Origin of the sequence: Nonomuraea rubra (genome assembly GCF_014207985.1) — a bacterium.
Classification (GTDB): domain Bacteria; phylum Actinomycetota; class Actinomycetes; order Streptosporangiales; family Streptosporangiaceae; genus Nonomuraea; species Nonomuraea rubra.
The window spans coordinates 4954764-4977880 of the sequence record NZ_JACHMI010000001.1 but is presented as its reverse complement, the minus strand read 5'-3'; the positions used below and the strand labels follow the sequence as shown (position 1 = coordinate 4977880).

Below are 23117 nucleotides of genomic sequence, written 5' to 3'. Positions count from 1 at the left end.
TGGGCGGGAATTGTCGGTTTTGTTTCGTATGGGGGCTGCGCGAAAAATCGCGGCCGGCGTGGTCGTCGCATGGGTGGCCATCGCCGTCGCCGCCGTGCTCGCGAGCGGCCCGCTGGACGACGTCCGCGTCACCAGCGGCAGCTCCATGCTCGCCCGCGGCGCCGAGTCCGCCCGCGTCCTCGACCTGCTGGCCAAGCAGTCCGGCCGGGTGGTGCCCGCCCTCGTGGTCTACGAACGCCCCGGGCCGCTCCAGCGGGCCGATCTCCGGGCGGCCCGGCAGGACCTGCGGCAGTTCGCGAGCGTCCCCGGGGTGGTCGGCATGGCGTCCGACCCCCTGCCCAGCGCCGACGGGCACGCGCTCCAGGTCACCGTGCTGCTGTCCGGCAAGCCCGGCGTGCTCGTCAGCCCGCTGGTCGAGCGGCTGCGCCAGATCACCGCCGAGGGCAGCCCGCCGGGGCTGATCAGCCACGTGAGCGGCGCGGGCGGCGCCGCGGCCGACTACGTCGACTCCTTCCGCCGGGTCGACGGCACGCTGCTGGCGCTCAGCCTGGCCGTGGTGCTCCTGGTGCTGCTCGCCGTCTACCGCAGCCCCGTCCTGTGGGTGATCCCCATGCTGGCCGTGGTGGTGGCCTACCTGTGCTCCGCCGCCGCGATCTACGCGCTGGCCCGCTCGGGGCTGATGACGCTGCGGGCCGCCACCCCCGAGGTCTTCACCGTGCTGGTGTTCGGCGTCGCCACCGACTACGCGCTGCTGCTCGTCGCCCGCTACCGCGAACGGCTGCGCACCACCGCCGACGAGGCCGCGGCGCTCAAGGACGCGCTGTCGGGCGGCATCCGCACGGTCGTCGCCTCGGCCCTGACGGTGGCGGGCGGCGTCGGCTGCCTCGTGGTGGCCGACACGCACGCGCTGCGCTCCATCGGCGCGGCGGCCGCCGTCGGCATCCTGATCACGACGGCCGTGATGGTGACGCTGCTGCCCGCGCTGATGCTCCTGGGCGGGCGGCGCGCGTTCTGGCCGAGCACGCCGCGCCCCGGGGAGACGGCGCGCGACGGGCTGTGGCGGGGCGTGGCGGGCTTCGTCGGCCAGCGCCCCCGCCTCGCCTGGGCGGGCTCCGCCCTGCTGCTGACCATGCTCTGCCTGGGCCTGACCACGCTCGACGCCTCGGGCATCCCGCCGTCGTCCCTGTTCACGATGCGTACGGACTCCGTCGCCGGCTACGACGCCCTGCGCCGGCACTACCCCGCCAGCGCCCCCGTCGTGGTCCTGGCCAGGCAGGACAGGAGCGCCGCCGTGGAGCAGGCGGTGCACACGGCGGAGGGCGTGGTGGCGATGCGGCCGGGGCCGCCCGCCCCGTGGCGCACGTTCGACGTCGTGCTCGCCGCGGAGCCGAACACGCCGGAGGCCCAACGCCTGGTGGAAGACCTGCGCGGCGCCGTGCGGGCGGCGGCGGGAGGCGCGGCCCTGGTGGGCGGGTTCACCACCGAGCTGCTCGACGTGCAGGCCGCGCTCGTCGACGACGCGTTCCTCATCGTGCCGCTGATCCTGCTGGTCGTCGGGCTGATCCTGGTCGTCCTGCTGCGCTCGCTGGTCGCGCCGTTGCTGCTGATGGGCACGGTGGTGCTGTCGTTCGCGGCCACGCTGGGATTGTGCTCGGCGCTGTTCACCCAGTTCCTCGGCTATCCGGTCGTCGACGCGTCGTTCGCCCTGTACGCGTTCGTCTTCCTCATGGCCTTCGGCATCGACTACAACATCTTCCTGATGGCCCGCGTCCGTGAGGAGGCCGTCCGGCTCGACACCCGCGAGGCGACCCTGCACGCCCTGCGCGCGACCGGCGGCGTCATCACCGCGGCCGGGGTGGTGCTGGCGGCGGCGTTCTTCGTGCTGACCGTGCTGCCGCTGGTGCCGGTCGTACAGCTCGGGCTGCTGGTGGCGATCGGGGTCGTCATCGACACGGTGATCGTGCGGTCGTTCCTCGTGCCGGCGCTGGCCCACCACATGGGGCGGCGGATCTGGTGGCCGGCGCGTGCCGCTTCGTGACCTCCCGCCCGGCGCGGCCCGGGCCCGCCCGCCGCTGACGGCGAATCCGGAAATTCCGGCAGCCGAGATTTTCGGGCGGACATTCGGCCGGAGGGTGAAATTCCGCCCGGCTGAATGGCTCATGCTCGGCTATTTCGCCGTCATGGCGCTCATCGTGGCCGTATTCCGGAATCGCCTCGCGGACGGGGCGGAGCTGCTCGCCGGATATGCGCTCGCGGCTCTGTTCCTGCTCGTGCTGGCGGAGGCCGAGCGCCGCTTTCCCGGCCGCAAGGCGGTGCGGTTCGCCCGGTTCTCCGGGCCGTTCCTCCTGCTCCCCTTCGCGTACGGCGCCGCCGCCCGCACCTCCCGCGTCCTGCACGGGCGCTACCTCGACGTCGATTTGTACACCTGGGAGACGGCGCTGCTCGGCTTCGCGCCCAACACCGCCGTCACGGCGGCCATCGGCTCACCGCTGGTGACCGAGGTGCTGACCTTCTGCTACTTCTCGTTCTACGGCTGCTTCCTGATCCCGGCGATCCTGTACGCCCGGGGCCGCGTGCCGCTGGCGGAGCGTTACGTGTTCGCCGCGCTGGCCGTGTTCCTGCCCAGTTACCTGGGGTTCATCGCGATCCCGCTGACGGGCCCCGCACTGGCGCTGCCGGAGCTGCTCGCCGTGCACGGCCCCTCCGGGTACGCGGTCACCGCCGTGCAGGGCGAGATCATGGCCGCCTTCGACCCGCCCGGCGCGTGCTTCCCCTCGACGCACGTGGCCGGCGCCTGGATCACCCTGCTCTGCCTGCGCCGGCACGTCTCCAGGAACGTCCGCCTCGTGTTGTGCACGCTGACGGCGGGGCTGACGGTCGCCGTCGTGTACGCCTGGTACCACTACCTCTCCGACGCCGTCGCCGGGCTGGCGGTGGCGCTGGTCGTGCACGCCGTCACGGAGCGGTGCGCAGCGCGGCCTCGAACCCCTGGGTGAGCGTGGTGGCGGGGGCGAACCCCAGCTCGCGTACGGCGGCGTCCGGCACGCACGTCCAGTCGGCGTGGCCCATCTCCCTGGCCTTGTCCCGGTTCAGGGCCGGAACGGCACCCCGTGCGGCCAGCTCGGCCAGCGCGGCCACCGCGTGCACGGCCGGCATCGGCACCGGCAGCACGAGCGGGTCCCGGCAACCGGCCGCCCGGGCCAGGGCGCGGCAGATGTCGGAGAAGTCGTAGGCGTTGCCGTCGCTGATCGGGTAGAGACCGGGACCGGTGTCGGAGCGGGTGCCGCCGGATCGCGGGCCGGAGCCGCGTCCGGCCGGCTCCAGGACCGGGCCGCGTTCGGTAGCGGCGAGCAGGGCCGTGCACAGGTCGTCCACGTAGACCAGGCCGTACCGGCGAGGGCCGTAGCCCGCCTTGACGACGACGCCGAGCCGGATCATGGGCAGGAGCGCGGGCAGCAGCGCCTCCTCGCCTGGCCCGTACACGATGCCGGGGCGCACGATGACCACGGGCACCTGGCCCGCGTACTCCCTGGCGACCTGCTCCCCGGCCCGCTTGCTGGCGCCGTACAGGGAGATGGCCGGGCCCGCGGCGAGCGAGGAGCACAGCACGAGGCGCGCCGGGCGGCGCTGGGCGGCCAGCGCGCGCACCAGCCGGGCGACGCCGTCACGGTTGACCGTCCAGAACCCGGCGGGGCCGCGGGCCCGCAGGGCGGCGGCCAGGTGGATCACCCGGTCGGCTCCCCGCAACGCCTCCGTGAGCCCCCGGCCGGTGGTCAGGTCGCCGGTCACGACCTGAACGCCCAGCTCGCGCAGCGCCCTGGCGCGCGCGGAGGGCCGGGCCAGGGCCGTGACGGCGCCACCGCGCGCCAGGATCATGCGGGTCAGCCGCCTGCCGATGAACCCGGTGGCCCCGGTGACCAGGTAACGCGCTGCCGTCACAACTCCCGCCGGTAGATCCGGTACGCCTTGGTGCGGGTGCCGCCGAGCAGGGACAGGTAGCGGTTGATGGCCTGGTTGTCCTCCAGGGTCCAGCCGAGCTCCATGCCGCCGTGGTAGCCGCCGGACGTGATGGCCTCGTACGTGCGGGCGAGCAGGGCGGCCTCGACGCCGTGCCTGCGCAGCCGCGGGACGACGCCGAAGAGCATGCCGCGGACGCGGTCGATGCGCCGGGCCGCCAGGGACAGCCGTACCTGCCCGATCGGCAGCCCGAAGCGGCTGAGGCGGCCGCCCGCCGCGGCCAGCGCCTGGTTGAAGTCGGGCAGCACCAGCGCCACCGCGACCGGCTCGCCCGCCAGCTCGGCGAGCTGGACGAGCCTCGGGTCCATGACCTTGCGCAGCCGCTGCTTGGCCGCGGCGAACTCCGCGTCCGTCATCGGCGTGAAGCCCCAGTTGCCCTCCCAGGCCTGGTCGAAGACGGACTTCACCCGGTCGAGGTCGGCGTCGTAACGCGCCGGATCGAGCGGCCGCACGGTGAGCCGGTGGCGCCGCTCGGCCCGCTGGGCGATGCGCAGCAGCCGCTCGTGCGGCGCCCATCCCGTGCCGTCCCATGCCCACAGGTCCTTGGCCTTGACCATCCCGCAGGACTCCAGCAGCGCCGGGTAGTAGGCCGGGTTGTACGGCATCATCACGCTCGGCGGCGCGTCGATCCCTTCGACCAGCACCCCGCACTCGTCGTTCGTGGTGAAGTTGACCGGCCCCAGCATGGTCTCCAGCCCGCGCCCGCGCAGCCAGCGCGCCGCGGCGTCGAGCAGTTCCCGCGCGGCCGCCGGATCGTCGGCGCAGGCGAACTGCCCGAAGAACCCGTCGCGGGCCCGGTGGACCTCGTTGTGCCGGGGATTGTGCACGGCGGCGATCCGGCCGATGACCCGCCCGCCCCTGCGTACGGTGAACAGCTCGGCCTCGCCGTAGCGGAAGAACGGGTTGCGCCGCCGGTCGAGCAGGCGCCGGCAGTCGCCGCGCAGCGGCGGCACGAAGTGCCGGTCGCTGCCGTGCAGCACGTACGGCAGCTCGATGAACTCCGCGAGCCCGCGGCGCCCCCTGACGGGCTCGGCGGGATGCGGTGACAAGGACGGTGACGAGGACAAGACCGGCAAAGCGACCCCCTGCGCTGGAACGGCCGGCGTCAGCCGGCCCGGACCCCGGCGCGGACGAGGGTGGTCACGTCGGCGAGGGTGCGTACGTGCTGGGCGAGATCGAAGTCCACCAGGAGGTCGAACCGGTCGCCGCTGGCCACGGCCAGCTCGGCCATGTCGAGGCTGTCGGCCTCCAGCTCCTCGCGCAGGTCCGTCTCGGGGGTGATGAGCGCCGGATCCACCGCGAGGATCTCGGCGCACAGGCCGCGCAGCTGGTGGAAGATCTCGTCCTCTGTCATGCATCCGTCCTTGTCGGCTGTCGCCTGTCGGGGCCTGCGGGCTACCGGCTCGCTCCGCACCGGCAGCGATTACTCTACTATCACGATCAACCACTGTCAGCTACGATCGCCAGATGCGGAGTGAGTCGCCGGAATGCCTCGTACTCAGCCGGAAAGTGAGTGCCGCGCCGTGACGGACCCCTTCAGCAAGTGCCGGCTCCCGGAGGCCGAGGCGCTGGCCGCGTCCGGCCTCTACCCCTACTACCTGCCGGTGGAGGAGCGCCCGGGCGGCGGCGAGGTGGTGGTGGGCGGCCGGCGGGTGCTGATGGCCGGCTCCAACGACTACCTGGCGCTGGCGGACGATCCCCGGCTGAAGGAGGCGGGGGCCGAGGCGCTGCGCAGGCTGGGCGCGGGCAACTCGGGGTCGCGGGTGCTCAACGGCACGCTCGCCCTGCACGAGACGCTGGAGCGGGAGCTGGCCGCGTTCCTCGGGCACGAGGCGGCGATGGTGGTCTCCACCGGCTACCAGGCCAACCTCGCGCTGAGCGCGCTGTTCGGGCCGCGCGACGTGCTGTACGCCGACCGGCGCATCCACGCCTCGCTCATCGACGCCGCCCGGCTCGGCCAGGCCGCGCTGCGGCGCTTCCGGCACAACGACATGACGCAGCTCGCCGGCATGCTGGAGGCCGCCGATCCCGCCGCGGGCGCGATCGTGCTGACGGAGGGCATGTTCTCGGTGGGCGGTGATCTGTGCGACCTGCCCGGCATCACCAAGCTGGCGGCGCGGCACGGGGCGCGGGTCGTGCTCGACAGCGCGCACGACGCCGGGCTGCTGGGCGCCGGGGGGCGCGGGGCGGCCGAGCACCATGGGCTGCAGTCGGCCGTGGACGTGCAGACGGTGACGTTCTCCAAGTGTTTCGGCACGCTCGGCGGGGCCGTCGCCGGGCCGTACCACGTGGTGCACTACCTGCGGCACAGCGCGCGGTCCGCGCTGTTCTCGGCCTCGCTGCCGCCTGCCTGCACGGCGGCGGCGCTGGCCGCGCTCGGCATCGTCCGCACGGAGCCGGAGCGCCGCCGGGCCGTCATGTGCAACGCCGAACGGCTGCGCTCCGGGCTGGTGGCGCTCGGGTTCGGGATCGCGCCGGGCGGCACGCCCACGGTCTCGCTGCGGGTCGGCGACCGGCTGACCTGCTGCCGGTTCTGGGCCGGGCTGCTGGAGGAGGGGGTCCTGGCGAACGTCATGCTGCCGCCGGCCGTTCCCGAGGGCGAGGCGCTGATCCGGCTGAGCGTCACGGCTGCGCACACGGGCGGGCAGGTGGACCGGATCCTGGGCGCGGTGGCCTCCGTGGCCGGGCGTCTGGGCCTGCTCGCCGGCGCCTGATCCGTCGGGCCCGCACCTCCGGAGGTCAGCCGGGCATGGCGCCAGCCGTTGACGAGAAGGTTGTCCTGCAATTATTTTCTACCCGTTAGTTATTAAGGAGCGCCGACATGCCCACACCGGTGCAGGACGTCCGCAGACTGCACAGACGCCTCGTACTGCGCACCCTGCGCGACCACGGCCCGCAGCCCCGCGCGGACCTCGCCAGGCGGCTGGCCCTGTCCCCCACGACCATGACGAAGGTGGTGGCCCAACTCCTGGACGAGGGCCTGGTCCGCGAGGGTGCCACGGACGGCGCCGGCACCCGCGTCGGCCGCCCTTCGACGGAGGTCGGGCTGCACGCCGGCGCCCGGCACGTCATCGGCGTCCAGGTCGGCGCGGGACGGGTGCGGCTCGGGCTGTGCGACCTCAGGGCCCGCGCCGCGAACGTGCGCTCGTTCGGGTTCGACCTGGCGGGCGAGCCGCCCGCGCGGGTCGTGGCGCGGATCGCCGGGGCCGCCGCCGCGCTGGCGGAGGAGGCGGGCGACCGGCTGCTGGGCATCGGGGTCGCGGCCCCCGGCCCGGTGGATCCCGGGCAGCGCCGCAACGTGCTGTCCGTCAACCTGGGCTGGCGCGACGTGGATTTCGCCGATCCCCTGGAGCGGGCGCTGGGCGTGCCGGCGGTGGTCGATCACAACGTACGGGCGATGGCGCTGGCCGAGGCCCGCTACGGCGACACGGGCGGGGCCGATCCCCTCCTGTACGTGTACGTCCGCACCGGCGTGGGCGCGGGCCTGGTGATCGGCGGGCAGCCGTTCAGGTCCGGCACCCACGGGGTCACGGAGCTGGGGCACCTGAGGGTGGTGGAGCGGGGCAGGCCGTGCGCGTGCGGTGCGACCGGCTGCCTGGAGACCGTGGTGGCCGAGCCGTACCTGGCCGAGCGGGCCCGCGCCCTGCTGGGCCGCGACAGCGCGGACCCGCTCGCCGACCTGGCGTCGGCCGCAGCCGGCGGCGACGGGCGGGCCGGCGCCGCGCTGGACGAGGTGGTGGACCGGCTCGCCACCGGCCTGGCCAGCGCCGTGAACCTGCTCAATCCCGCGCTGATCCTGCTCGGCGGCGCCTTCCGCACGGCTCCCGAGCCGGTGCTCGACCAGGTCAGGGCGGCGTTGCGGGCCAGGGCGTTCCCCGTGCTGCGCGAGGCGGTGCAGGTGCGGCGGGCCACGCTCGGCCCGGACGCCGGCGTGGTGGGCAGCGCCGCCGTCGCTCTGGACCGGCTCTTCTACGACGTTTGAGAGGTAAGGACAACATGATGGAATTCGGCCCGCTTCCCGCGTTCGACCCGCTGGCGGGCACGGTGGTGCTCGCTCCGGAGAAGAACGAGGAGGGGTACTGGGTGGGCTGCCCCGGCGTGCTGCACGACGGGGAGCGGTTCTGGCTGACCTACCGGCGGCGGCGTCCCCGCGGCGCCGGGGCCGAGCGCGGCTGGCGTTGCGCGGTGGCTGTCAGCGACGACGGCGTGCGCTTCACCGACGTGTGGTCGGTGCACAAGGACGAGCTGGGCACGCCGTCCATGGAACGGTTCTGCCTGGCTCCCGCGGACGGGGGCGGGTTCGTGCTCTACCTGTCGTACGTGGACCCGGCCGACAACCGGTGGCGGATCGACGCGCTGGGCCCGGCGGCGCATCCGTCGGAGTTCGACGTGGCCTCGGCGCGGCCGGTGCTGACGGCGGCCTCGACCGGGACCGAGGGGGTCAAGGATCCGTACGTGCTGCGGGCCGGGCCGGTGACGTACCTGTTCGCCAGCTACGCCGAGGCGCTGGACGGCCTGGGCGGCGAGGCGCACGCCAGCGCCGACATCTACAACGTCGGCGCCACCACGCACCCCACGGGGCTGGCGACCAGCCTGGACGGCGGGGCGTCGTTCACCTGGCACGGGCAGGCCCTGGGGGTGGGCCAGGGATGGGACCGGTACCAGGCACGGCTGAACAGCGTGGTGCCCGTGCCCGGCGGGTACGTGGGGTTCTACGACGGGTCGGCCTCGCACGAGGAGAACTACGAGGAGCGCTGCGGGGTCGCGGTCTCCGGCGACCTGTTCGGCTGGCGGCGGCTGTCGGGCGAGCGGCCCTGGGTGACCTCGCCGCACCGCGGCGGCTCGGTCCGGTACCTGGACGCGCTGCTGCTGGAGGGGCGGTGGTGGCTGTACTACGAGCTGACCCGCGCGGACGGCGCGCACGAGCTGCGCATGATCCGGATCCCGTCCGAGTGACGCACACCCGGGGGTAGCCCGGGATCACGCGCGGTGGCGGGCGCGGTGGCGGGCGCGGTGGCGGGCGCGGTGGCGGGCGCGGTGGCGGGCGCGGTGGCGGGCGCGGTGGCGGGCGCGGGACGCGGGGTCAGGTGCGGCGGCGGGCGCGGTAGGCGCTGGCCTTGGCGCGGTTCTGGCACGGGAGGCCGCAGAACCGGCGGGAGGCGTTCCGGGTGACGTCGAAGAACACCAGGTCGCATCCCTCCGCCTCGCAGGACCGCAGCCGCCGCCCCTGCCCCACCCCGATCACCATGGCCAGGGCCGTGGCGGCGTCGGCGGCCCAGGCGTCCGCCAGGTCGGCGCCGGGGGCGTGGAAGGCGAGGACCGGCGGATCGCCGTGCAGGTTCGGGACGGCGGCGTGGCGTACCAGGGCCTGGTTGAGCGCGGTGAGGTCGCCGGAGAAGGCGGGGTGCAGCTCGGCGGCCACCTCCGCCAGGCGGTCGGCGTCCGCGTCCGTCAGCCGGGCGGCGTCCGCGTCCCTCAAGCGGTCGGCGTCCGCGTCCGTCAGGGCGGGCGTCAGGGCGGGCGGGCCGCCTGGAGCCCAGCTTTCGCGGGCGAACGCCTCCAGCAGGGCGGCGCGGCGGTCGGCCGGCGGTGTGACGGGCCGGCCGCGGGCCCGGGTGACGTGCAGTTCGTTCACCAGCAGGACGGCGAGCTCCGCCCACCTCCCAACATAACTGTCTATCTGTGATTGACCAGTGATGCGCCAAGCCTCTATCGTCACTGGCATATCTTATCTAGACAGTGAGAGGTTCGTCATGAGCGCACCGTCCAGGCTTGCCCGCCGCATGTGGCACCAGTTGGAGCCGATCCATGCCGTGCTGTACTTCTCGCCGCAGGGCTTCGGGCGGGCGGCGGCACTCGGGTACGACGTGGAGTCCCGCTGGCCGAGCTATTTCGCCTACCGCTCGGCGCCGCTGGGGCGGGCCGGGACGCGCCTGGCCACGGCCGTCTACTACAGCTTCAGCCCTCGGATGATCGCCGAGCAGGTTCCGGCCGTGTGGGAGGTGGCCTCGCCCGGGCAGGTGCTGCGGGCACGGCTGGAAGCGGTGGACGAGACCTATCGCCACCTGCTCGGCGACGGCCGGCTGGCGGGGCAGGACGTGGCCGAGGCGGCGGAGCTGGCCAGGCGGGCGGCCGAGAGCGTACGGGTGGAGGGGCGGCCGTTCGCGGCGGCCAACCTGGACCTGCCGTGGCCGGACGAGCCGCACCTGGTGTTGTGGCAGGCGGCCACCGTGCTGCGCGAGCACCGCGGCGACGGCCATCTCGCGGCGCTGGCCGCGGCCGGGCTGGACGGGTGCGAGGCGCTGGTGTCGTTCGCCGCGGTCGGGGCCGCGCCGGTCGAGAACTTCGCCGGGCGCGGGTGGAGCGAGCAGGAGTGGGCCGCCGCGCGGGAACGGCTGGCCGCCCGGGGCCTGGTGGAGGCCGGCGGGCAGGCCACCGAGCGCGGCAGGGCGCTGCGCGACCAGGTCGAGCGGATGACCGACGACCTGGCCTTCGAGCCCTGGCGGCTGCTCGGGGAGGAACGCGCCGGGCGGCTGGCCCAGCTCGCCGCGCCGTTCCTCGGGGCGGTCTTCGAGGCCGGGCTGCTGCCGATGACGAGCACGCTCGGCATCGCCACCATCCAAGTGGCCGACTGACCAGGAACGACCCCGCACCCGCCCCGGGTCACCGGCCGAACAGGCAGCAGCCTCGCGACCGGCCGGCGGGAGCAGCCGGGCGGCCGGACGAGTGCTCCGGGTGTGTCAGGCGAAGCCGGGGGCGGGCTGCCAGAGGCTGATCTCGGTGCCCTGGTCGTCGGTGCACGAGCAGCCGCGCCCCGACTTGCTCTCGTAGATCTCGCCGGTGCCCCCGCCGAGCTCGCGCACCCGCTCGACCGCCTTGTCGATGTCGTCCACGTGGTAATACAGGTTCGGCTGGGACGACGCGCCGCCCGCGACGAACCCCATCGCCACGGCGGTGCTGGTGACGTGCAGGTACGTCTCGTGCTCGCGCCTGAACTCCCAGCCGAACAACCCCCCGTAGAAGGCCGCCGCCCGATCCAGGTCCCGGACGGACAGGGTGTAGTAGCCGAGCTCGACAGCCATGCGCATGCCTCCGCGATAATAGTTGCCTACAGCGTTAACAGCCTAACGGAAGTAGGCAACAATTAACACCAACGTTAACGAAATTGACGCCACGCTGGCGGCACTGGCCGACCCGACCAGGCGCAAGGTGATCGACCTGCTGCGCGAGGGCCCGCGCCCGGCCGGTGAGCTGGCGCAGGCGGTCCAGATGAGCGCGCCGGCGCTCAGCAGGCACCTGCGCGTGCTGCGTGCGAGCGGGATCGTGCAAGCCGAGGCGGGCGGGGCCGACGCCCGGCTGCGCCTCTACACGCTGCGGCAGCAGCCCTTCACGGCGCTGCAGTCCTGGCTGGACCAGGTGCAGGCGTTCTGGGCAGAGCAGCTCGGCTCGTTCAAGGACCACGTGGAGCGCACCCGGTGAACTCGGTACGAGCCAGCGTCACGGTGCCGGTCGACCCGGACACCGCGTTCCGCGTCTTCACCGACGAGATCGACGCCTGGTACGTGCGGGGCCGCCACAGCTGGGTCGATCCGGCGCGCGCGGTCGGCATCCGGTTCGAGGACGGCTACCTGCGCGAGCTTTGGTCCGACGGCGGCCACGTCGACACCGGCAGGATCCTGGCCTGGGAGCCGCCGCGCCGCCTGGTCTGGGCCGACCTGCTCAACGACGGGGCGATGGAGATCGAGGTCGCCTTCAGCCCCGTCGAGGGCGGCACCGAGGTGCTCCTGGAGCACCGCGGCCTGGACACGCTGCCGCCGGACGTGGCGGGGCGCATCCGGCGCGGCTACTCGTGGAACATCGCGCTGGGCTGGTTCGCCGACAGGTGGAAGGGCTAGCGGCGGCCGTACTTCTTGTGCACCGCCTGCTTGCTCACGCCGATGGCGTCGGCGATCTGAGCCCAGGCCAGCCCGGCCACCCGGGCCCGCCGCACCTGGACCGCCTCCAGCCGCTCGATCTCGTGGCGCAGCGCGGTGGTGGCGTGCAGCGCCAGCAGCGGATCGTCGTCCTGCGCCTGCCTCATGAGGGTCGCCAGGTCGTTCGTCATGCCTTAAAGGTAATCCAGCAGCAACGCGTTGATCTCCTCCGGGCGTTCGAGCGCCGGCAGGTGCCCGGCCCAGGGCAGCTCGACCAGCCGCGCCTGCGGCAGCTCGCCGACCAGGTGGCGGGCGCTTTCGAGGAAGTACGGCAGGTCGTGCGCACCGGCGACGACCAGCGCCGGCACGTCGATCTCGGCCGGCCGCACCTCGCCCTCGAACTGCTCGGGCTCGGGATCGGCGGCGAGCTGCACCTCGAACGCGTGCCGCTGCATCGCCACCAGTCGCTGCCACGCCTCCTCGCCCGCCTCGGGCCCGAGCAGCGTGCGCGCGTTCAGCTCGGCGGCGCCCTGCACGTCGCCCGCCTCCAGCAGGCGGTTCTCCTCCGCCCAGTACGCCCGCAGGTCGGGCGTGGGCTCCAGCGTGGACAGGGGGTTGAGCAGCACCAGCCGCCCGGCCAGCCCGGCCGTGGCCAGCTCCAGCGCCACCCGGCCCGCACCCGAGGAGGCGACCACGGCGGGCCGGCTCACGCCCAGCGCCGCCAGCACCTCGGCGACGTCGCCGGCGTCGCTGTACGGCTCGTCGGCCTGGTACGGCGTCCGCCCGTACCCGCGGAAGTCCACCTTGATCACCCGGAACCGCTCGGCGAGAGCCGCCTCCTGGGCGTCCCACATGCCCGAGTCGGTCGCCGTCGAGTGCAGCAGCACCACCGGCTCGCCAGTGCCCCGTTCACCGTGCCAGATGGTCAACGCGACTCCACCACCATCCGTACACCCAGTCCGACGAGCACCACGCCGGAGATCTGCTCCAGCCGCCGCTTGACGGCCGGTCGCCCCAGCCATGCCTTGGCCCGGTCGACGGCCCAGATTAGCAGCCCGTACCAGAGCAGATCGACGAGCACCCAGACGACGGCCAGGGTCACGAGCGTCAGCGGCACGTCCTGCCCGGCGGGCACGAACTGCGGCAGGAACGACATGGCGAACACGGCCGCCTTCGGGTTGGCCAGGCAGGTGCCCACGCCGGCCAGGTACGGCCCGCGCCAGCCGGGCACGACCTGGCCGTCGGGCGCGGGCGGCGCGCCCCTGCGTGACTGCCACAGCGCCTGCGCGCCCATCACGACCAGCAGCACCGCGCCGGTCACGCGCATGATGTCGTAGGCCACCTGGGAGGCGATCAGCAGGGCCGACAGGCCGAACGCGGCGGCCAGCCCCCACAGCAGGATGCCGGTCTCGTTGCCGAGCGTGGCGGCCAGCCCGGAGCCCCGGCCGGCTCGGAGGGTCTGGCGCAGGATGATCGCGGTGCTGACCCCGGGCACCATGGCGACCAGGACGCACGCCCCGATGAATGCGATGAGATACATGCGGGGATGCTGACAGAAAGGCGGCGAGATCTCCCCTGGTTTTCAGCCGTAGAGCTTGGCCAGCTCGGCGACGGCCTCGGCCATCATGGTGCGCAGCTCGGGCGGCTCCAGCACCTCGACGTCGGCGCCCATGCGCAGCAGCAGCCAGCGCGCGTGCGCGATCGACTCGACCGGCAGGGTCAGCGTGAGCCAGCCCTCGGGGTCGGGCTCGGCGGCGGCCATCGCGGCCTCGACGACGTCGCGTCCCATCGTGTACGCCAGCAGGTCGCCGCGCCCGGGTGCGAGCTTGATGACGGCCTCGGCGGTGTACATGCGCTCGCGGAACTCCTGGGCGTACCGGTGCCAGAACTCGCTCAGGTCGAAGCCGTCCGGCCGGGCGAACCGCCCGGGCAGCGTCTCCAGCGTCAGGATCCGCGCCACCCGGTACGTGCGCGGCGTGCCGTCCGGCGGCGCGGCGACGAGGTACCAGGAGCCGCCCTTGAGCACCAGCCCGAGCGGGTGGATCACGCGGTCCACCTCCTGCTGCCCCCAGCGCCGGTAGGTCATGTGCAGGGGCCGCTGGTCCCACACCGCCTCGGCCACCTCGCTCAGGTGCGGCACGTCGTCGCCCGAGCGGTACCAGCCCGGCACGTCCAGCACGAACCGCTCCCGCATCCGGGAGGCGTGCGAGCGCGGCTCGGGCGGCAGCGCGGCCAGCAGCTTCAGCTCGGCGTTGGCCGCGACCTCCGCCAGCCCCAGCTCGGCGGCGGGCCCCGGCAGCCCGGCCAGGAACAGCGAGGACGCCTCCTCTGCCGTCAGCCCGTTGAGCCGGGTGCGGTAGCCGTCGAGGAGCTGGTAGCCGCCCGCCGGTCCGCGATCGGCGTAGACGGGCACGCCGGCCGCCGACAGGGCCTCCACATCGCGGTACACGGTGCGTACCGAGACCTCCAGCTCGGCCGCCAGCTCGGGCGCGGTCATGCGGCCGCGGGTCTGGAGGAGCAGGAGCAGGGAGAGCAGGCGGCTTGCGCGCATATTTCCATTGTATTGCGCACATCTGTCGTGTTTGTATGAACACATGGAACGTGTGCGAGCCATCATGAACACCTTGCGTACCCACGACAGCGTCTCCGTGGCCGAGCTGGCCGCCGAGCACGGCGTGTCCGAGATGACGATCAGGCGCGATCTGGACGAGCTGGCCCAGCAGGGGGTGGTGCGGCGGGTCAGGGGCGGCGCGCTGTCGCTGCTGCTGCGCGGCGAGGAGCCGCCATTCGGGGTGCGCGAGCGGGAGGCGGTGGAGGTCAAGCGGCGCATCGGCGAGGAGACCGCCGCGCTGATCGCCGACGGCGAGGCGGTGGTGCTGGACGGCGGCACGACCGCCCTGGAGGTGGCCCGCGCGCTGGCCGACCGGCGGCTGACGGTGCTGCCGCTGGCGCTGCAGCCGGTGATGCTGCTGGCCGCCGCGCCGCGCGTGCGCCTGGTGCTGCCCGGCGGCGAGGTACGCAAGGGCGAGCTGAACGTGATGGGCCCGCTCACCGAGAGCTCGATCGGGGCGCTGCGCTTCGACACGGCGGTGATCGGCTGCTGCGGCCTGTCCGCCGAGCACGGCCTGACCGCGCACGACCTGCCCGAGGTGGCGGTCAAGCAGGCGGCCATCGCCGCCGCGCGGCGGGTGATCGTGGTGTGCGACTCGGGCAAGTTCGCGCGGACGGCGTTCGGCGCGGTGTGCCCGATCGGCCGGCTCGACGTGGTGGTCACCGACCCCGGCATCCCGCCGGAGGAGCGCGACGCGCTGGCCGCGGCAGGAGTGATGGTCAGGGAGGCCGCGTGACGCGCGAGCGGGTGGCGGTCTACCTGCTGTTCTTCCTGTCGGGCACGGCCATCGGCACGTGGACGGCCCGCATCCCCGCCATCAAGGAGCGGCTGGGCCTGGGCGACGGCCAGCTCAGCCTCGCGCTGCTGGCCGTGGCGGCCGGGGCGGTCGTCGGCATGACGGCCGTGGGCCGCCTGGTCGACCGGTACGGCAGCAGCCGGGCCGTGGTCCCCGCGGCCCTGGCGCAGGGCGTGGTGCTGGTGCCGCCCGCGTACGCGCCGGACCTGCTCACGCTGTCGGCGACGCTGCTGGTGTTCGGGGTGGTGCACGGGATACTCGACGTGGCCATGAACGCCAACGCCGTCGAGGTGGAGCGGGCGCACGGGCGGCCGATCATGTCGTCGTTCCACGCCGTCTACAGCGTGGGCGGGTTCGCCGGGGCGACGGCGGGCGGGCTGTTCGCGCACCACGACCTGTCGGCGGCGGTCACGTTCTGGGCGGTGGGAGCGGGGATCGCGGCGCTGGCGGCGTGGGCGGCGCGCTGGGCGCTGCGCTCGGCGCCCGCCGGTGAGAGCGCCGCGCGGGGGGTTGCCGGGCGGCCGCGGGGCATCGTGTTCCTGGGCGTGCTGGCGTTCTGCTGCCTGGTGGGCGAGGGGGCCGCGGCCGACTGGAGCTCGGTCTACCTGCGCGAGGACCTGGCGGCCTCGCCGGGGATCGCCGCGGCCGGGTACGCGGCCTTCTCCCTGATGATGACGGCGGGCCGGCTGGCCGGGGACCGGCTGGCCGCCCGGTTCGGGCCCGTCGCGCTGGTGCGCTGCTGCGGGGTGCTGGCGGCGGTGGGGCTGGGGGTGGCGCTGCTGGGCGGGCACCAGGCGGCCGGGGTGGTCGGGTTCGGGTGCTTCGGGGCGGGGTTGTCGTGCATCGTGCCGCAGGTGTTCTCGGCCGCCGGGCACCGGGATCCCGCCTTCTCGGGGCGGGCGCTGGCGCGGGTCGCCTCGATCGGCTACCTGGGGATGTTGTCGGGGCCGGTGTTCATCGGGGCCGTCGCCGAGCTGACGGGGCTGCCCCGGGCGCTGGCCATCCCGGCCCTGCTCGCCGCCTTCGTCGCCCTCGCCGCGACGGCGCTGCGCGTACGGGCAGAGGAGCCGGCCGCGTAGCCGCGCCGTGCCTGCCGCGGCGGCGCGTGCGGGCCGGGGAGGCGGCCGGTTAGCCGAAGTGTTGCCAGCCGAGCCTGATCACCATCGCCACCACCACGACCAGCAGCACGATCCGGACGAAGGCGGCGCCCCGCTTGAGCGCCATCCGGGCGCCGAGCTGGGCACCCGCCACGTTGAACGCCGCCATGCCGAGGCCGAGCGCCCAGTTCACGTGCCCCTGCAGGCCGAAGACGAGGAGCGCCCCGACGTTCGTCCCGATGTTGATGATCTTCGCGGAGGCGGAGGCGGAGACGAAGTCGAGCCCGAGGATGGTGGTGAAGGCGATGATGAGGAACGTCCCGGTGCCCGGCCCCATGATGCCGTCGTAAAAGGCGATCACCACGCCCGCCGCCGCCACCGCCGCGAACACGCGGGGGCCGGTGCGCAGGTGCGGCACGGGCACCGCGCCCATCGACGGCCGCAGCGTCACGAACGCGGCCACGGCCAGCAGCACGACCATGACGGCCGGCCGCAGCACCTCGGCCGAGATCGACGCCGCCGCCCACGCGCCCAGCCCGGCGCAGAGCACGGCCAGCGCCGCGCCGGGGATCGCCACCTGCCGGTCCACCTTGGTGGAGCGGGCGTACGCGACGGCGGCGGACGTGGTGCCGAACACCGACGAGAACTTGTTGGTGGCCATCGCCTCGACCGTCGGGATTCCGGTCACGAGGAGGGCGGGCAGTTGCAGCAGCCCGCCGCCGCCCACGACGGCGTCCACCCACCCCGCTCCGGCCGCTGCGACCAGCAACACCAGGATCTGATCCAGCGGCACGCGCCACTCCCCCGACTTCCCCCGATAAAAACCGTCATGAGTGTATAAGTCAGGCATTGGTTGCTTTGTCGCGCCCTGTCCTCGGCTGCACAAATTCGTTTTCGCAGGACACAGGGGCTTCGGTAGGGTCGGGGCCATGTCGATCTTCGGCCCGCTCGTGGATGTCCGCCCCCTGTTCCCGCTCGAACGGCAGGCCATGCTCGGCCTGCTGCGCGGCCTGGAGCCGGCCGACTGGGCCAGGGCGACGGTCTGCCCGGGCTGGGACGTGCACGACGTCGTCGCGCACGTGCTCAACGACTACATGCGGCGCCTGTCCGGAGCCCGTGACGGGTACTCCGGCGCCGTCTTCGCCGACGACGAGACGCTGCCCGCCTTCCTCGCCCGTACCAACGAGGAGTTCGTCAGGGCGGCCCGCCAGCTCAGCCCGCGGCTGATGATCGAGCTGCTGGAGCAGCTCGGGCCGCAGCTCGACGCGGTCTGGGCGGCGCGCGACCTGGAGGCTCCCGCCGGGCTGAACGTGTCGTGGGCGGCCACCGACGTCGACAGCCCCTGCTGGCTCGACGTCGGCCGCGAGTACACCGAGTTCTGGGTGCACCAGCAGCAGGTACGCGACGCGGTCTCCCGGCCGGGGGCGACGGAGCCCGGGCTCATGGCGCCGGTGCTGGGCGTCTTCGCGCAGGCCCTGCCGTTCACGCTGCGCGCCCACGACCGGCCGGAGGGCACGGTCGCGGTCCTGGAGGTGCTGGGGCCGTCCGGCGGGCGGTGGAGCGCGGTCTGGCGTGCGGGACGGTGGCGGATGGCCTCTCAGGTGACGGGCGCCGGCGAGCCCGCCGCGCGGGTGTCGATGGATCAGGACACGTTCTGGCGGCTCGCGACCAGGGGCATCGGCGTCGAACAGGCCCGGGAGCGGGCCGAGGCGAGCGGCGACCCGGAGCTCACCGCCGCCATGACGACCCTGCTGGCCGTCGTCGCCTGAACCCCGGCGCGATGATTCACTTCCCGGCCATCCGCACGCCATCGCCGTTGCGCGAGAATTCCGAGCGCGGCAGCGGAGCGGACCCGGGGAGCAGCACTGTGACCACCGACCAGCGGCACCACGCCCCCGGAGGCGGCGGCCGGTTCCTGTGGGAGTTCATCAGGTCGCCCCTGCGCACGGCCGCCGTGCTGCCGAGCTCGCCGCGGCTGGCGGCGCAGATGGTGGTGGGCGTCCCCGAGCGCGGCGAGCCGGTGGTGGTCGAGCTCGGCGCGGGGACGGGCGCGTTCACCTCGGCCATCCAGCGGCGGCTGCGCGGCCGGGGCAGGCACGTCGTGATCGAGCTCAACGAGAGGTTCGCCGAAGAGATCGCCCGCACGTTCCCCTCGGTGGAGGTGGTGTGCGACGACGCCGTGCACCTGCCGCGGCTGCTCGGCGGGCTCGCCGCCGGGCCGGTGGACGTCGTGGTCAGCGGCCTGCCGTGGATCGCGTACGCCGGGCGGCCGCCGCTGATCGAGTCGGTGGCCCAGGTCCTGTCGCCGGCCGGGGTCTACACGCAGTTCGCCTACACCTGGACGCGCTGGGCCGCACCGGCCAGGCGGCTGTCCGGTGGCCTGCGGGCGGCGTTCGAGGAGGTCGTGACGAGTACGACGGTGTGGCGCAACCTGCCGCCGGCGGTCGTCTACGTGGCCCGCCGCCCCCGGGTGCCGGAGCCGGACCTCACCGGGTCACGGCCCGCCGTTCCGTGAAGCGCTGCTGCCCCACCACCGCGAGCAGCCGCAGCTTCTCGGCCCCCTCCGTGCGGGGCGGGGCGGTGAGCACGAGCAGCGCCTGCGACTGGTCCTCGGTGAACAGCACCTGGCAGTCCAGCTCGATCTCGCCGAGCTCGGGGTGGACGAGGATCTTGTGGTCCTCGAAGCGTTTGGCCACCTCGTGCCGGTCCCACAGCCCGGCGAACTCCGCGCTCGCCGCGCGCAGCGCCCGTACGAGCTCGCCCGCCCGCGACTGCGGGCCTCGCATCCCGTGGGCGGCGCGCAGGTTCGCGACCAGGGCGCGGCTCTGCCGGTCGCGGTCGGCCTCCGGGTAGCGCAGCCGCTCGGCGGGGTCGGTGAACCAGCGGTAGATCTCGGTGCGGGCGTGCCCGGTGTGGCCGGACCTGTCGCCGAACAGGGCCTCGGCCATGCGGTTCTGCACGAGCGTCTCGCCCAGGTCGGACAGGATGAGCGCCGGGGTGTCGTCGAGCCGGTCCAGCACGCGCAGCAGGGCGGGGGCGACGTGCGTGGCGTCCGTGACCGAGGCCGGGGCGTTGTGCCCGGCGACCTGGAACAGGTAGTCGCGCTCGTCGCTCGTCAGCCGCAGCGCCCGGGCGAGCGAGGCCAGCATCTGCACGCTCGGCTGCGGGCCGCGCTGCTGCTCCAGGCGGGTGTAGTAGTCGGCCGACATCACGGCGAGCGAGGCCACCTCCTCGCGCCGCAGGCCCGTCGCCCGGCGGCGCGCGCCCGCGGGCAGCCCGACGTCCTCGGGCTGCAGCGCCTCACGGCGGCGGCGCAGGAAGTCCGCCAGGGCTGCACGATCCATACGCCCATTATGTTCGTCCCCGGCCGGTGCTCCGAGGGCTGAGCCAGGGATCGCCGATCCCCCCATGGCGGCGAACACTGCGCGGCGGCGGGAACTCAGCTCTGGGGCGGCTGGCGGAAGCTCATCCACTGCCGGCCGTTGTAGGCGTAGGAAGGAGCCGTGTTGCCGCTCACCAGGATGTCGCCGATGGGGGCGTCCTGGGTGTAGGCCGCGAGCCCGACGCCCCACCTGACCTTGCCCGCGGAGTTCGGGCGCAGCGGGCCGACGGTGTTGCCGGTGATCTCCACGGTGGTCAGCGGGTTGACGCCCGAGTTGGCGGCCCGGACGTACACGCCGCCGTGGCAGCCGGTGATCTGGTTGGACCGGATGGACAGGGCCTCGGTGTTGAACGGCGTGATCGCGTCCCAGATGGTGTTGGTGACCACGTTCTCCTCGATCCGCACCCGCGCGTGCCGGACGCCCGGCACCGCCGTGTGCGAGCCGGCGAGGGTGCCCCAGGCGTCCTGCGAGCCGGACTTGTCGCAGGTGTTGCCGAGGATGCGGATGTCGGCGCAGGGCGTGTTGTCCCTCGCCCCCGCCCAGGTGTTGGTGCTGCCCGCCAGGTCGAGCTGGATGGCCTCGCCGTGCCAGAGCTTGTCGGCGTACTCCGGGGGCACGATCCAGCCGTACAGGCCGCACCCCCGGACGGTGGCGTCACGCACGGCGTTGAGCTCGATGGCGTGCCACCACTTCACGTTGTAGATCGTCAGGCCGGCCAGCTCGACCCTGGAGGTGTGCTGCATCGTGATGACGTTCATCGCGGGCGCGGTGGCGCCGTTCTGGACGTACTGCCAGATCGGGTCCCAGGAGCCGCCGGTGATCCTGATGTTGCCCGGCGCCCCGTAGCCGCCGGTCGTCGCGCTGGGGACGTGGTTGAGCACCATGGTCCTGGACGTGCCCGACGACACGAAGTCGGCGACGAACCGGGCGTCCGTCGCGTCGAGGTGCGTGTTGCCCGGCACGATGAGGTTCGCCCGCAGCACGTGGCGGTGGCCCGCCCTGGCCCGGACGATGATCCGCCCCTGCTCGTCGCGTCCGGCCAGCCCGGCGATGCCGTTGGCGGCGTCGTCCAGCGCGTGGCGCAGGGCGACGACGGTGCCGTCCTCACCGGCCGGGTAGGGATTGACCGGCCCCGCCGCCCGCCTCGTGACGGCGGCGGCCTCCCTGGTGATCCCCCCGCCCAGCAGGGCGGCGCCCGCGGCGATCCCGAGCCTGACGGCGTCTCGACGACCACATTCCACGACGATGTCTCCGATCCCCTTGACGGGTGCGCGGAACTCCCCGAGCGGCATGCGGAACCCGCGGCCGAAGGCGCGCCGTAATCTCGCCACCCCGTAATTCGAACGAACGGCCGCCGGACCGAATTCGGATTACAGCACACGTGCGATCGCCGGTCAAGGCACCGCCGGCGGGGCCTTTTTCTCCGCCTGACTTACGAGTACGATCTCCCGGGATCCGCGATGCCGGTCTTCGGATTCGATGGGATGGCGCACATGTTCCGCTCGTTCATTGCCTCGTTGACGGCCGCCGCAGTCGCCGCTCTCACGCCCCTGCCCAGCATGCCCGCGCTGGGCGCTGCTGAGCGCACCGTGGCGCGGGAACCGACCGCCAATCCCGCACCCGGCTACTATCGCATCCGCAATTACGGGAGCAACAAATACCTCGCCATCGGCGCGAGCAGCACCGCGAACGGCGCGCACGCCATTCAATGGGAATACACCGGCAGCGAGGGCCAGCTCTGGTACCTCGACTCGGACCGCAAAATCATCAACGCGAACAGCCGTAAGTGCCTGGCGATCGGGAACGGCAGCACGGAGAACGGCGCGCACGCCATCCAATGGGACTGCCTCGATTCCGATTCCCAGCGCTGGGACATCGGCGAGGCCGGCCACATCCGTAACGTCGGCACCGGGAAATACCTGGCGATCGGCGCGAGCAGCACAGAGAACGGCGCCCACGCCATCCAGTGGGACTACACCGGCAGCGCCGGGCAGCGCTGGGTCTGAGAACCACCGTCCCGGACGGCCGGGCTCTGACCATCAGCCCGTCTGGCCGCTCATCGGCATGAGCGGTATGCCCCCTCAGCGGCACGGGCGGTATGCCCGCGTGACGCGAGATATGATCCAACCGCCGCGTGGCGCGGGCCGGCGAACGGGTAGGTCCCGGAGAAGAGGCGGCGGAGGACATGAACCGGGCACCAGGCATGGTGGATGTGGCACGCGAAGCGGGCGTGTCGCACGTCACCGTGTCCCGCGTGCTCAACAACCACCCCTCCGTACGGCCGGAGACGCGGGCCCGCGTCGAGGCCGCCATCGAGAAGCTCGGCTACCGCCGCAACAGCGTCGCCCGCGCGCTCAAGAGCCGCAGGTCCTCGACGATCGGCGTGGTGCTCGCCGGCACCGAGCTGTACGAGCTGCCCCGCATCCTGCGTGGCGTGCAGACCGCGGCGCAGCGGGCCGGATACTGGGTCAACCTGGCGAGCTGGCAGGGCGGCACCACCGTCGACCTGACCGAGACGCTGCAGCGGCTGACCGACCAGGCGGTCGAGGCCGTCGCCGTCATCGCCGACCGGCCCATGGCCGTGGACGCCCTGACCGGCGTCGTCACCGGCGTGCCGATGACCGTGATCATGTCGGGCAACGTGCCCAACCCGGACCTCGGCTTCGTCGAGCTGGACCAGGAGCTCGGCGCGCGGCTGGCCGTGCGGCACCTGACCGGGCTGGGTCATCGGCACATCGTCCACCTGACCGGGTCCCTGCGGACGTTCGACGCGCGGGCCCGGGTGGAGGGCTGGCGGGCCGGGATGAGGGAGACGCCCGGGGCGCGCGGCGAGCTGCTCGAAGGCGACTTCACCGGCAACAGCGGCTACCGGCTCGCCCACTACCTGGTCACGCGTGAGGGCCACGAGCGGCCGACCGCGATCTTCGCCGGGAACGACCAGATGGCCATGGGCGTGCTGGCGGCCTTCGCCGAGCTCGGTGTGAAGGTGCCGGGTGACGTCTCGCTCGTCGGGTTCGACGACATCGCCGGGGCGGCGTACCTGGTGCCCGCGCTCACCACGGTGCGGCAGGACTTCGTGACGCTGGGGGCGCGCTCGATCGAGCAGTTGCTGCGGATGATGCAGGGCGAGCCGGCCTCCTCCGAGCGGATCGCGCCCGAGCTGATCGTACGGCGCAGCACCGCCCCACCCCGGCCATCCGCCTGAGCCCGCACCGCCCCGCCCCGGGCCATCCGCCTGAGCCCGCACCGCCCCGCCCCGGGCCATCCGCCTGAGCCCGCACCGGAGCGCACCTGCCGCGC

26 protein-coding genes are annotated in these 23117 nt (G+C 73.6%); 14 read left to right on the top strand and 12 right to left on the bottom strand.

Features of this window, described 5'->3' with window-relative positions; genetic code table 11:
* Positions 1-58 precede the first annotated feature (58 nt).
* On the top strand, positions 59-2038 hold the full coding sequence (locus HD593_RS22665; RefSeq protein WP_185104135.1) for an MMPL family transporter: 1980 nt from the start codon (positions 59-61) through the stop codon (positions 2036-2038).
* 94 nt (positions 2039-2132) lie between these two features.
* A complete protein-coding gene (locus tag HD593_RS22660; RefSeq protein WP_185104134.1) occupies positions 2133-2996 on the top strand; it encodes a phosphatase PAP2 family protein in 864 nt (287 codons plus the stop codon).
* On the opposite strand, the gene HD593_RS22655 is transcribed toward HD593_RS22660, so the two are convergent.
* From HD593_RS22655 to HD593_RS22645, 3 genes are read right to left on the bottom strand one after another with little or no spacing between them, the layout of a single operon-like run.
* Positions 2956-3939 (bottom strand): NAD-dependent epimerase/dehydratase family protein, encoded by a 984-nt coding sequence (locus tag HD593_RS22655; RefSeq protein WP_185104133.1) that lies wholly within the window; start codon positions 3937-3939, stop codon positions 2956-2958. The two genes, HD593_RS22660 and HD593_RS22655, sit on opposite strands and share 41 nt — an antisense overlap.
* Positions 3936-5066: an N-acetyltransferase gene (locus HD593_RS22650; RefSeq protein WP_185104132.1), complete on the bottom strand. Its 1131-nt coding sequence runs from the start codon at positions 5064-5066 to the stop codon at positions 3936-3938. Before HD593_RS22650 ends, HD593_RS22655 begins: the two co-directional genes overlap by 4 nt.
* A gap of 56 nt (positions 5067-5122) precedes the next feature.
* Positions 5123-5371 carry an acyl carrier protein gene (locus HD593_RS22645; RefSeq protein ID WP_185104131.1) on the bottom strand — a complete coding sequence of 83 codons (249 nt, stop codon included), beginning with the start codon at positions 5369-5371 and terminating at the stop codon, positions 5123-5125.
* A gap of 169 nt (positions 5372-5540) precedes the next feature.
* On the opposite strand from HD593_RS22645, the gene HD593_RS22640 reads away from it, so the two are divergent.
* The 3 genes from HD593_RS22640 (at position 5541) to HD593_RS22630 (ending at position 8973) form a co-directional block, all read left to right on the top strand.
* Positions 5541-6731 (top strand): aminotransferase class I/II-fold pyridoxal phosphate-dependent enzyme, encoded by a 1191-nt coding sequence (locus tag HD593_RS22640; RefSeq protein WP_185104130.1) that lies wholly within the window; start codon positions 5541-5543, stop codon positions 6729-6731.
* 107 nt (positions 6732-6838) lie between these two features.
* Complete coding sequence (locus HD593_RS22635) at positions 6839-7999, top strand: ROK family transcriptional regulator (protein WP_185104129.1); 1161 nt, start codon at positions 6839-6841, stop codon at positions 7997-7999.
* Between the two features lie 14 nt (positions 8000-8013).
* Positions 8014-8973, top strand: coding sequence for a hypothetical protein (locus tag HD593_RS22630; protein WP_185104128.1), 960 nt, complete (start codon positions 8014-8016; stop codon positions 8971-8973).
* 127 nt (positions 8974-9100) lie between these two features.
* On the opposite strand, the gene HD593_RS22625 is transcribed toward HD593_RS22630, so the two are convergent.
* Positions 9101-9652: a CGNR zinc finger domain-containing protein gene (locus HD593_RS22625; RefSeq protein WP_185104127.1), complete on the bottom strand. Its 552-nt coding sequence runs from the start codon at positions 9650-9652 to the stop codon at positions 9101-9103.
* Between the two features lie 118 nt (positions 9653-9770).
* Here HD593_RS22625 and HD593_RS22620 point away from each other — a divergent pair, with 118 nt between their 5' ends.
* The gene (locus HD593_RS22620) at positions 9771-10652 is read left to right on the top strand and encodes an SCO6745 family protein (RefSeq protein WP_185104126.1); all 882 of its coding nucleotides are present in this window, start codon (positions 9771-9773) and stop codon (positions 10650-10652) included.
* A gap of 105 nt (positions 10653-10757) precedes the next feature.
* On the opposite strand, the gene HD593_RS22615 is transcribed toward HD593_RS22620, so the two are convergent.
* Positions 10758-11105: a VOC family protein gene (locus HD593_RS22615; RefSeq protein WP_221524890.1), complete on the bottom strand. Its 348-nt coding sequence runs from the start codon at positions 11103-11105 to the stop codon at positions 10758-10760.
* Positions 11106-11160: 55 nt separating this feature from the next.
* Here HD593_RS22615 and HD593_RS22610 point away from each other — a divergent pair, with 55 nt between their 5' ends.
* Positions 11161-11496, top strand: coding sequence for an ArsR/SmtB family transcription factor (locus HD593_RS22610; protein ID WP_185112042.1), 336 nt, complete (start codon positions 11161-11163; stop codon positions 11494-11496).
* The gene (locus tag HD593_RS22605; RefSeq protein ID WP_185104124.1) at positions 11493-11912 is read left to right on the top strand and encodes an SRPBCC domain-containing protein; all 420 of its coding nucleotides are present in this window, start codon (positions 11493-11495) and stop codon (positions 11910-11912) included. Before HD593_RS22610 ends, HD593_RS22605 begins: the two co-directional genes overlap by 4 nt.
* Here the strand turns inward: HD593_RS22605 and HD593_RS22600 are convergent.
* The 4 genes from HD593_RS22600 to HD593_RS22585 are packed head-to-tail and all read right to left on the bottom strand — an operon-like array spanning position 11909 to position 14481.
* Complete coding sequence (locus HD593_RS22600) at positions 11909-12121, bottom strand: hypothetical protein (protein WP_185104123.1); 213 nt, start codon at positions 12119-12121, stop codon at positions 11909-11911. The genes HD593_RS22605 and HD593_RS22600 overlap by 4 nt on opposite strands.
* 3 nt (positions 12122-12124) lie before the next feature.
* Positions 12125-12859 (bottom strand): alpha/beta fold hydrolase, encoded by a 735-nt coding sequence (locus tag HD593_RS22595; RefSeq protein ID WP_221524889.1) that lies wholly within the window; start codon positions 12857-12859, stop codon positions 12125-12127.
* Complete coding sequence (locus tag HD593_RS22590) at positions 12856-13470, bottom strand: LysE family translocator (protein ID WP_185104121.1); 615 nt, start codon at positions 13468-13470, stop codon at positions 12856-12858. Before HD593_RS22590 ends, HD593_RS22595 begins: the two co-directional genes overlap by 4 nt.
* A 42-nt stretch (positions 13471-13512) precedes the next feature.
* Positions 13513-14481, bottom strand: a complete 969-nt coding sequence (locus tag HD593_RS22585; protein ID WP_185104120.1) for a helix-turn-helix transcriptional regulator — start codon at positions 14479-14481, stop codon at positions 13513-13515.
* Positions 14482-14524: 43 nt separating this feature from the next.
* Here HD593_RS22585 and HD593_RS22580 point away from each other — a divergent pair, with 43 nt between their 5' ends.
* Positions 14525-15277: a DeoR/GlpR family DNA-binding transcription regulator gene (locus HD593_RS22580; protein WP_246546680.1), complete on the top strand. Its 753-nt coding sequence runs from the start codon at positions 14525-14527 to the stop codon at positions 15275-15277.
* Entirely contained in the window at positions 15274-16416 is a 1143-nt protein-coding gene (locus HD593_RS22575) for an MFS transporter (protein WP_185104119.1), read from the top strand. The genes HD593_RS22580 and HD593_RS22575 overlap by 4 nt, the downstream gene beginning before the upstream one ends.
* A 49-nt stretch (positions 16417-16465) precedes the next feature.
* On the opposite strand, the gene HD593_RS22570 is transcribed toward HD593_RS22575, so the two are convergent.
* Positions 16466-17227 carry a TSUP family transporter gene (locus tag HD593_RS22570; protein ID WP_379478809.1) on the bottom strand — a complete coding sequence of 254 codons (762 nt, stop codon included), beginning with the start codon at positions 17225-17227 and terminating at the stop codon, positions 16466-16468.
* Between the two features lie 136 nt (positions 17228-17363).
* Between HD593_RS22570 and HD593_RS22565 the strand changes: the two genes are divergently transcribed.
* Both HD593_RS22565 and HD593_RS22560 read left to right on the top strand, forming a co-directional pair.
* The gene (locus tag HD593_RS22565; protein WP_185104118.1) at positions 17364-18203 is read left to right on the top strand and encodes a maleylpyruvate isomerase family mycothiol-dependent enzyme; all 840 of its coding nucleotides are present in this window, start codon (positions 17364-17366) and stop codon (positions 18201-18203) included.
* Between the two features lie 98 nt (positions 18204-18301).
* Positions 18302-18949, top strand: a complete 648-nt coding sequence (locus HD593_RS22560) for a class I SAM-dependent methyltransferase (RefSeq protein ID WP_312903627.1) — start codon at positions 18302-18304, stop codon at positions 18947-18949.
* On the opposite strand, the gene HD593_RS22555 is transcribed toward HD593_RS22560, so the two are convergent.
* The gene (locus HD593_RS22555; RefSeq protein ID WP_185104116.1) at positions 18921-19778 is read right to left on the bottom strand and encodes a helix-turn-helix transcriptional regulator; all 858 of its coding nucleotides are present in this window, start codon (positions 19776-19778) and stop codon (positions 18921-18923) included. The two genes, HD593_RS22560 and HD593_RS22555, sit on opposite strands and share 29 nt — an antisense overlap.
* 95 nt (positions 19779-19873) lie before the next feature.
* Entirely contained in the window at positions 19874-21148 is a 1275-nt protein-coding gene (locus HD593_RS64450; protein ID WP_185104115.1) for a right-handed parallel beta-helix repeat-containing protein, read from the bottom strand.
* A gap of 129 nt (positions 21149-21277) precedes the next feature.
* Here HD593_RS64450 and HD593_RS22545 point away from each other — a divergent pair, with 129 nt between their 5' ends.
* On the top strand, positions 21278-21823 hold the full coding sequence (locus HD593_RS22545; protein WP_185104114.1) for an RICIN domain-containing protein: 546 nt from the start codon (positions 21278-21280) through the stop codon (positions 21821-21823).
* A gap of 206 nt (positions 21824-22029) precedes the next feature.
* A complete protein-coding gene (locus HD593_RS22540) occupies positions 22030-23022 on the top strand; it encodes a LacI family DNA-binding transcriptional regulator (RefSeq protein WP_221524888.1) in 993 nt (330 codons plus the stop codon).
* The last annotated feature ends 95 nt before the right edge of the window (positions 23023-23117 follow it).

What these genes read in the sequence shown, in the direction of transcription:
- HD593_RS22645 (WP_185104131.1), bottom strand. Translation starts at nt 5,371, where the DNA reads ATGACAGAGGACGAGATCTTCCACCAGCTGCGCGGCCTGTGCGCCGAG.
- HD593_RS22635 (WP_185104129.1), top strand. Translation starts at nt 6,839, where the DNA reads ATGCCCACACCGGTGCAGGACGTCCGCAGACTGCACAGACGCCTCGTA.
- HD593_RS22630 (WP_185104128.1), top strand. Translation starts at nt 8,014, where the DNA reads ATGATGGAATTCGGCCCGCTTCCCGCGTTCGACCCGCTGGCGGGCACG.
- HD593_RS22620 (WP_185104126.1), top strand. Translation starts at nt 9,771, where the DNA reads ATGAGCGCACCGTCCAGGCTTGCCCGCCGCATGTGGCACCAGTTGGAG.
- HD593_RS22615 (WP_221524890.1), bottom strand. Translation starts at nt 11,105, where the DNA reads ATGCGCATGGCTGTCGAGCTCGGCTACTACACCCTGTCCGTCCGGGAC.
- HD593_RS22600 (WP_185104123.1), bottom strand. Translation starts at nt 12,121, where the DNA reads ATGACGAACGACCTGGCGACCCTCATGAGGCAGGCGCAGGACGACGAT.
- HD593_RS22590 (WP_185104121.1), bottom strand. Translation starts at nt 13,470, where the DNA reads ATGTATCTCATCGCATTCATCGGGGCGTGCGTCCTGGTCGCCATGGTG.
- HD593_RS22585 (WP_185104120.1), bottom strand. Translation starts at nt 14,481, where the DNA reads ATGCGCGCAAGCCGCCTGCTCTCCCTGCTCCTGCTCCTCCAGACCCGC.
- HD593_RS22580 (WP_246546680.1), top strand. Translation starts at nt 14,525, where the DNA reads ATGGAACGTGTGCGAGCCATCATGAACACCTTGCGTACCCACGACAGC.
- HD593_RS22565 (WP_185104118.1), top strand. Translation starts at nt 17,364, where the DNA reads ATGTCGATCTTCGGCCCGCTCGTGGATGTCCGCCCCCTGTTCCCGCTC.
- HD593_RS22555 (WP_185104116.1), bottom strand. Translation starts at nt 19,778, where the DNA reads ATGGATCGTGCAGCCCTGGCGGACTTCCTGCGCCGCCGCCGTGAGGCG.
- HD593_RS22545 (WP_185104114.1), top strand. Translation starts at nt 21,278, where the DNA reads ATGCCGGTCTTCGGATTCGATGGGATGGCGCACATGTTCCGCTCGTTC.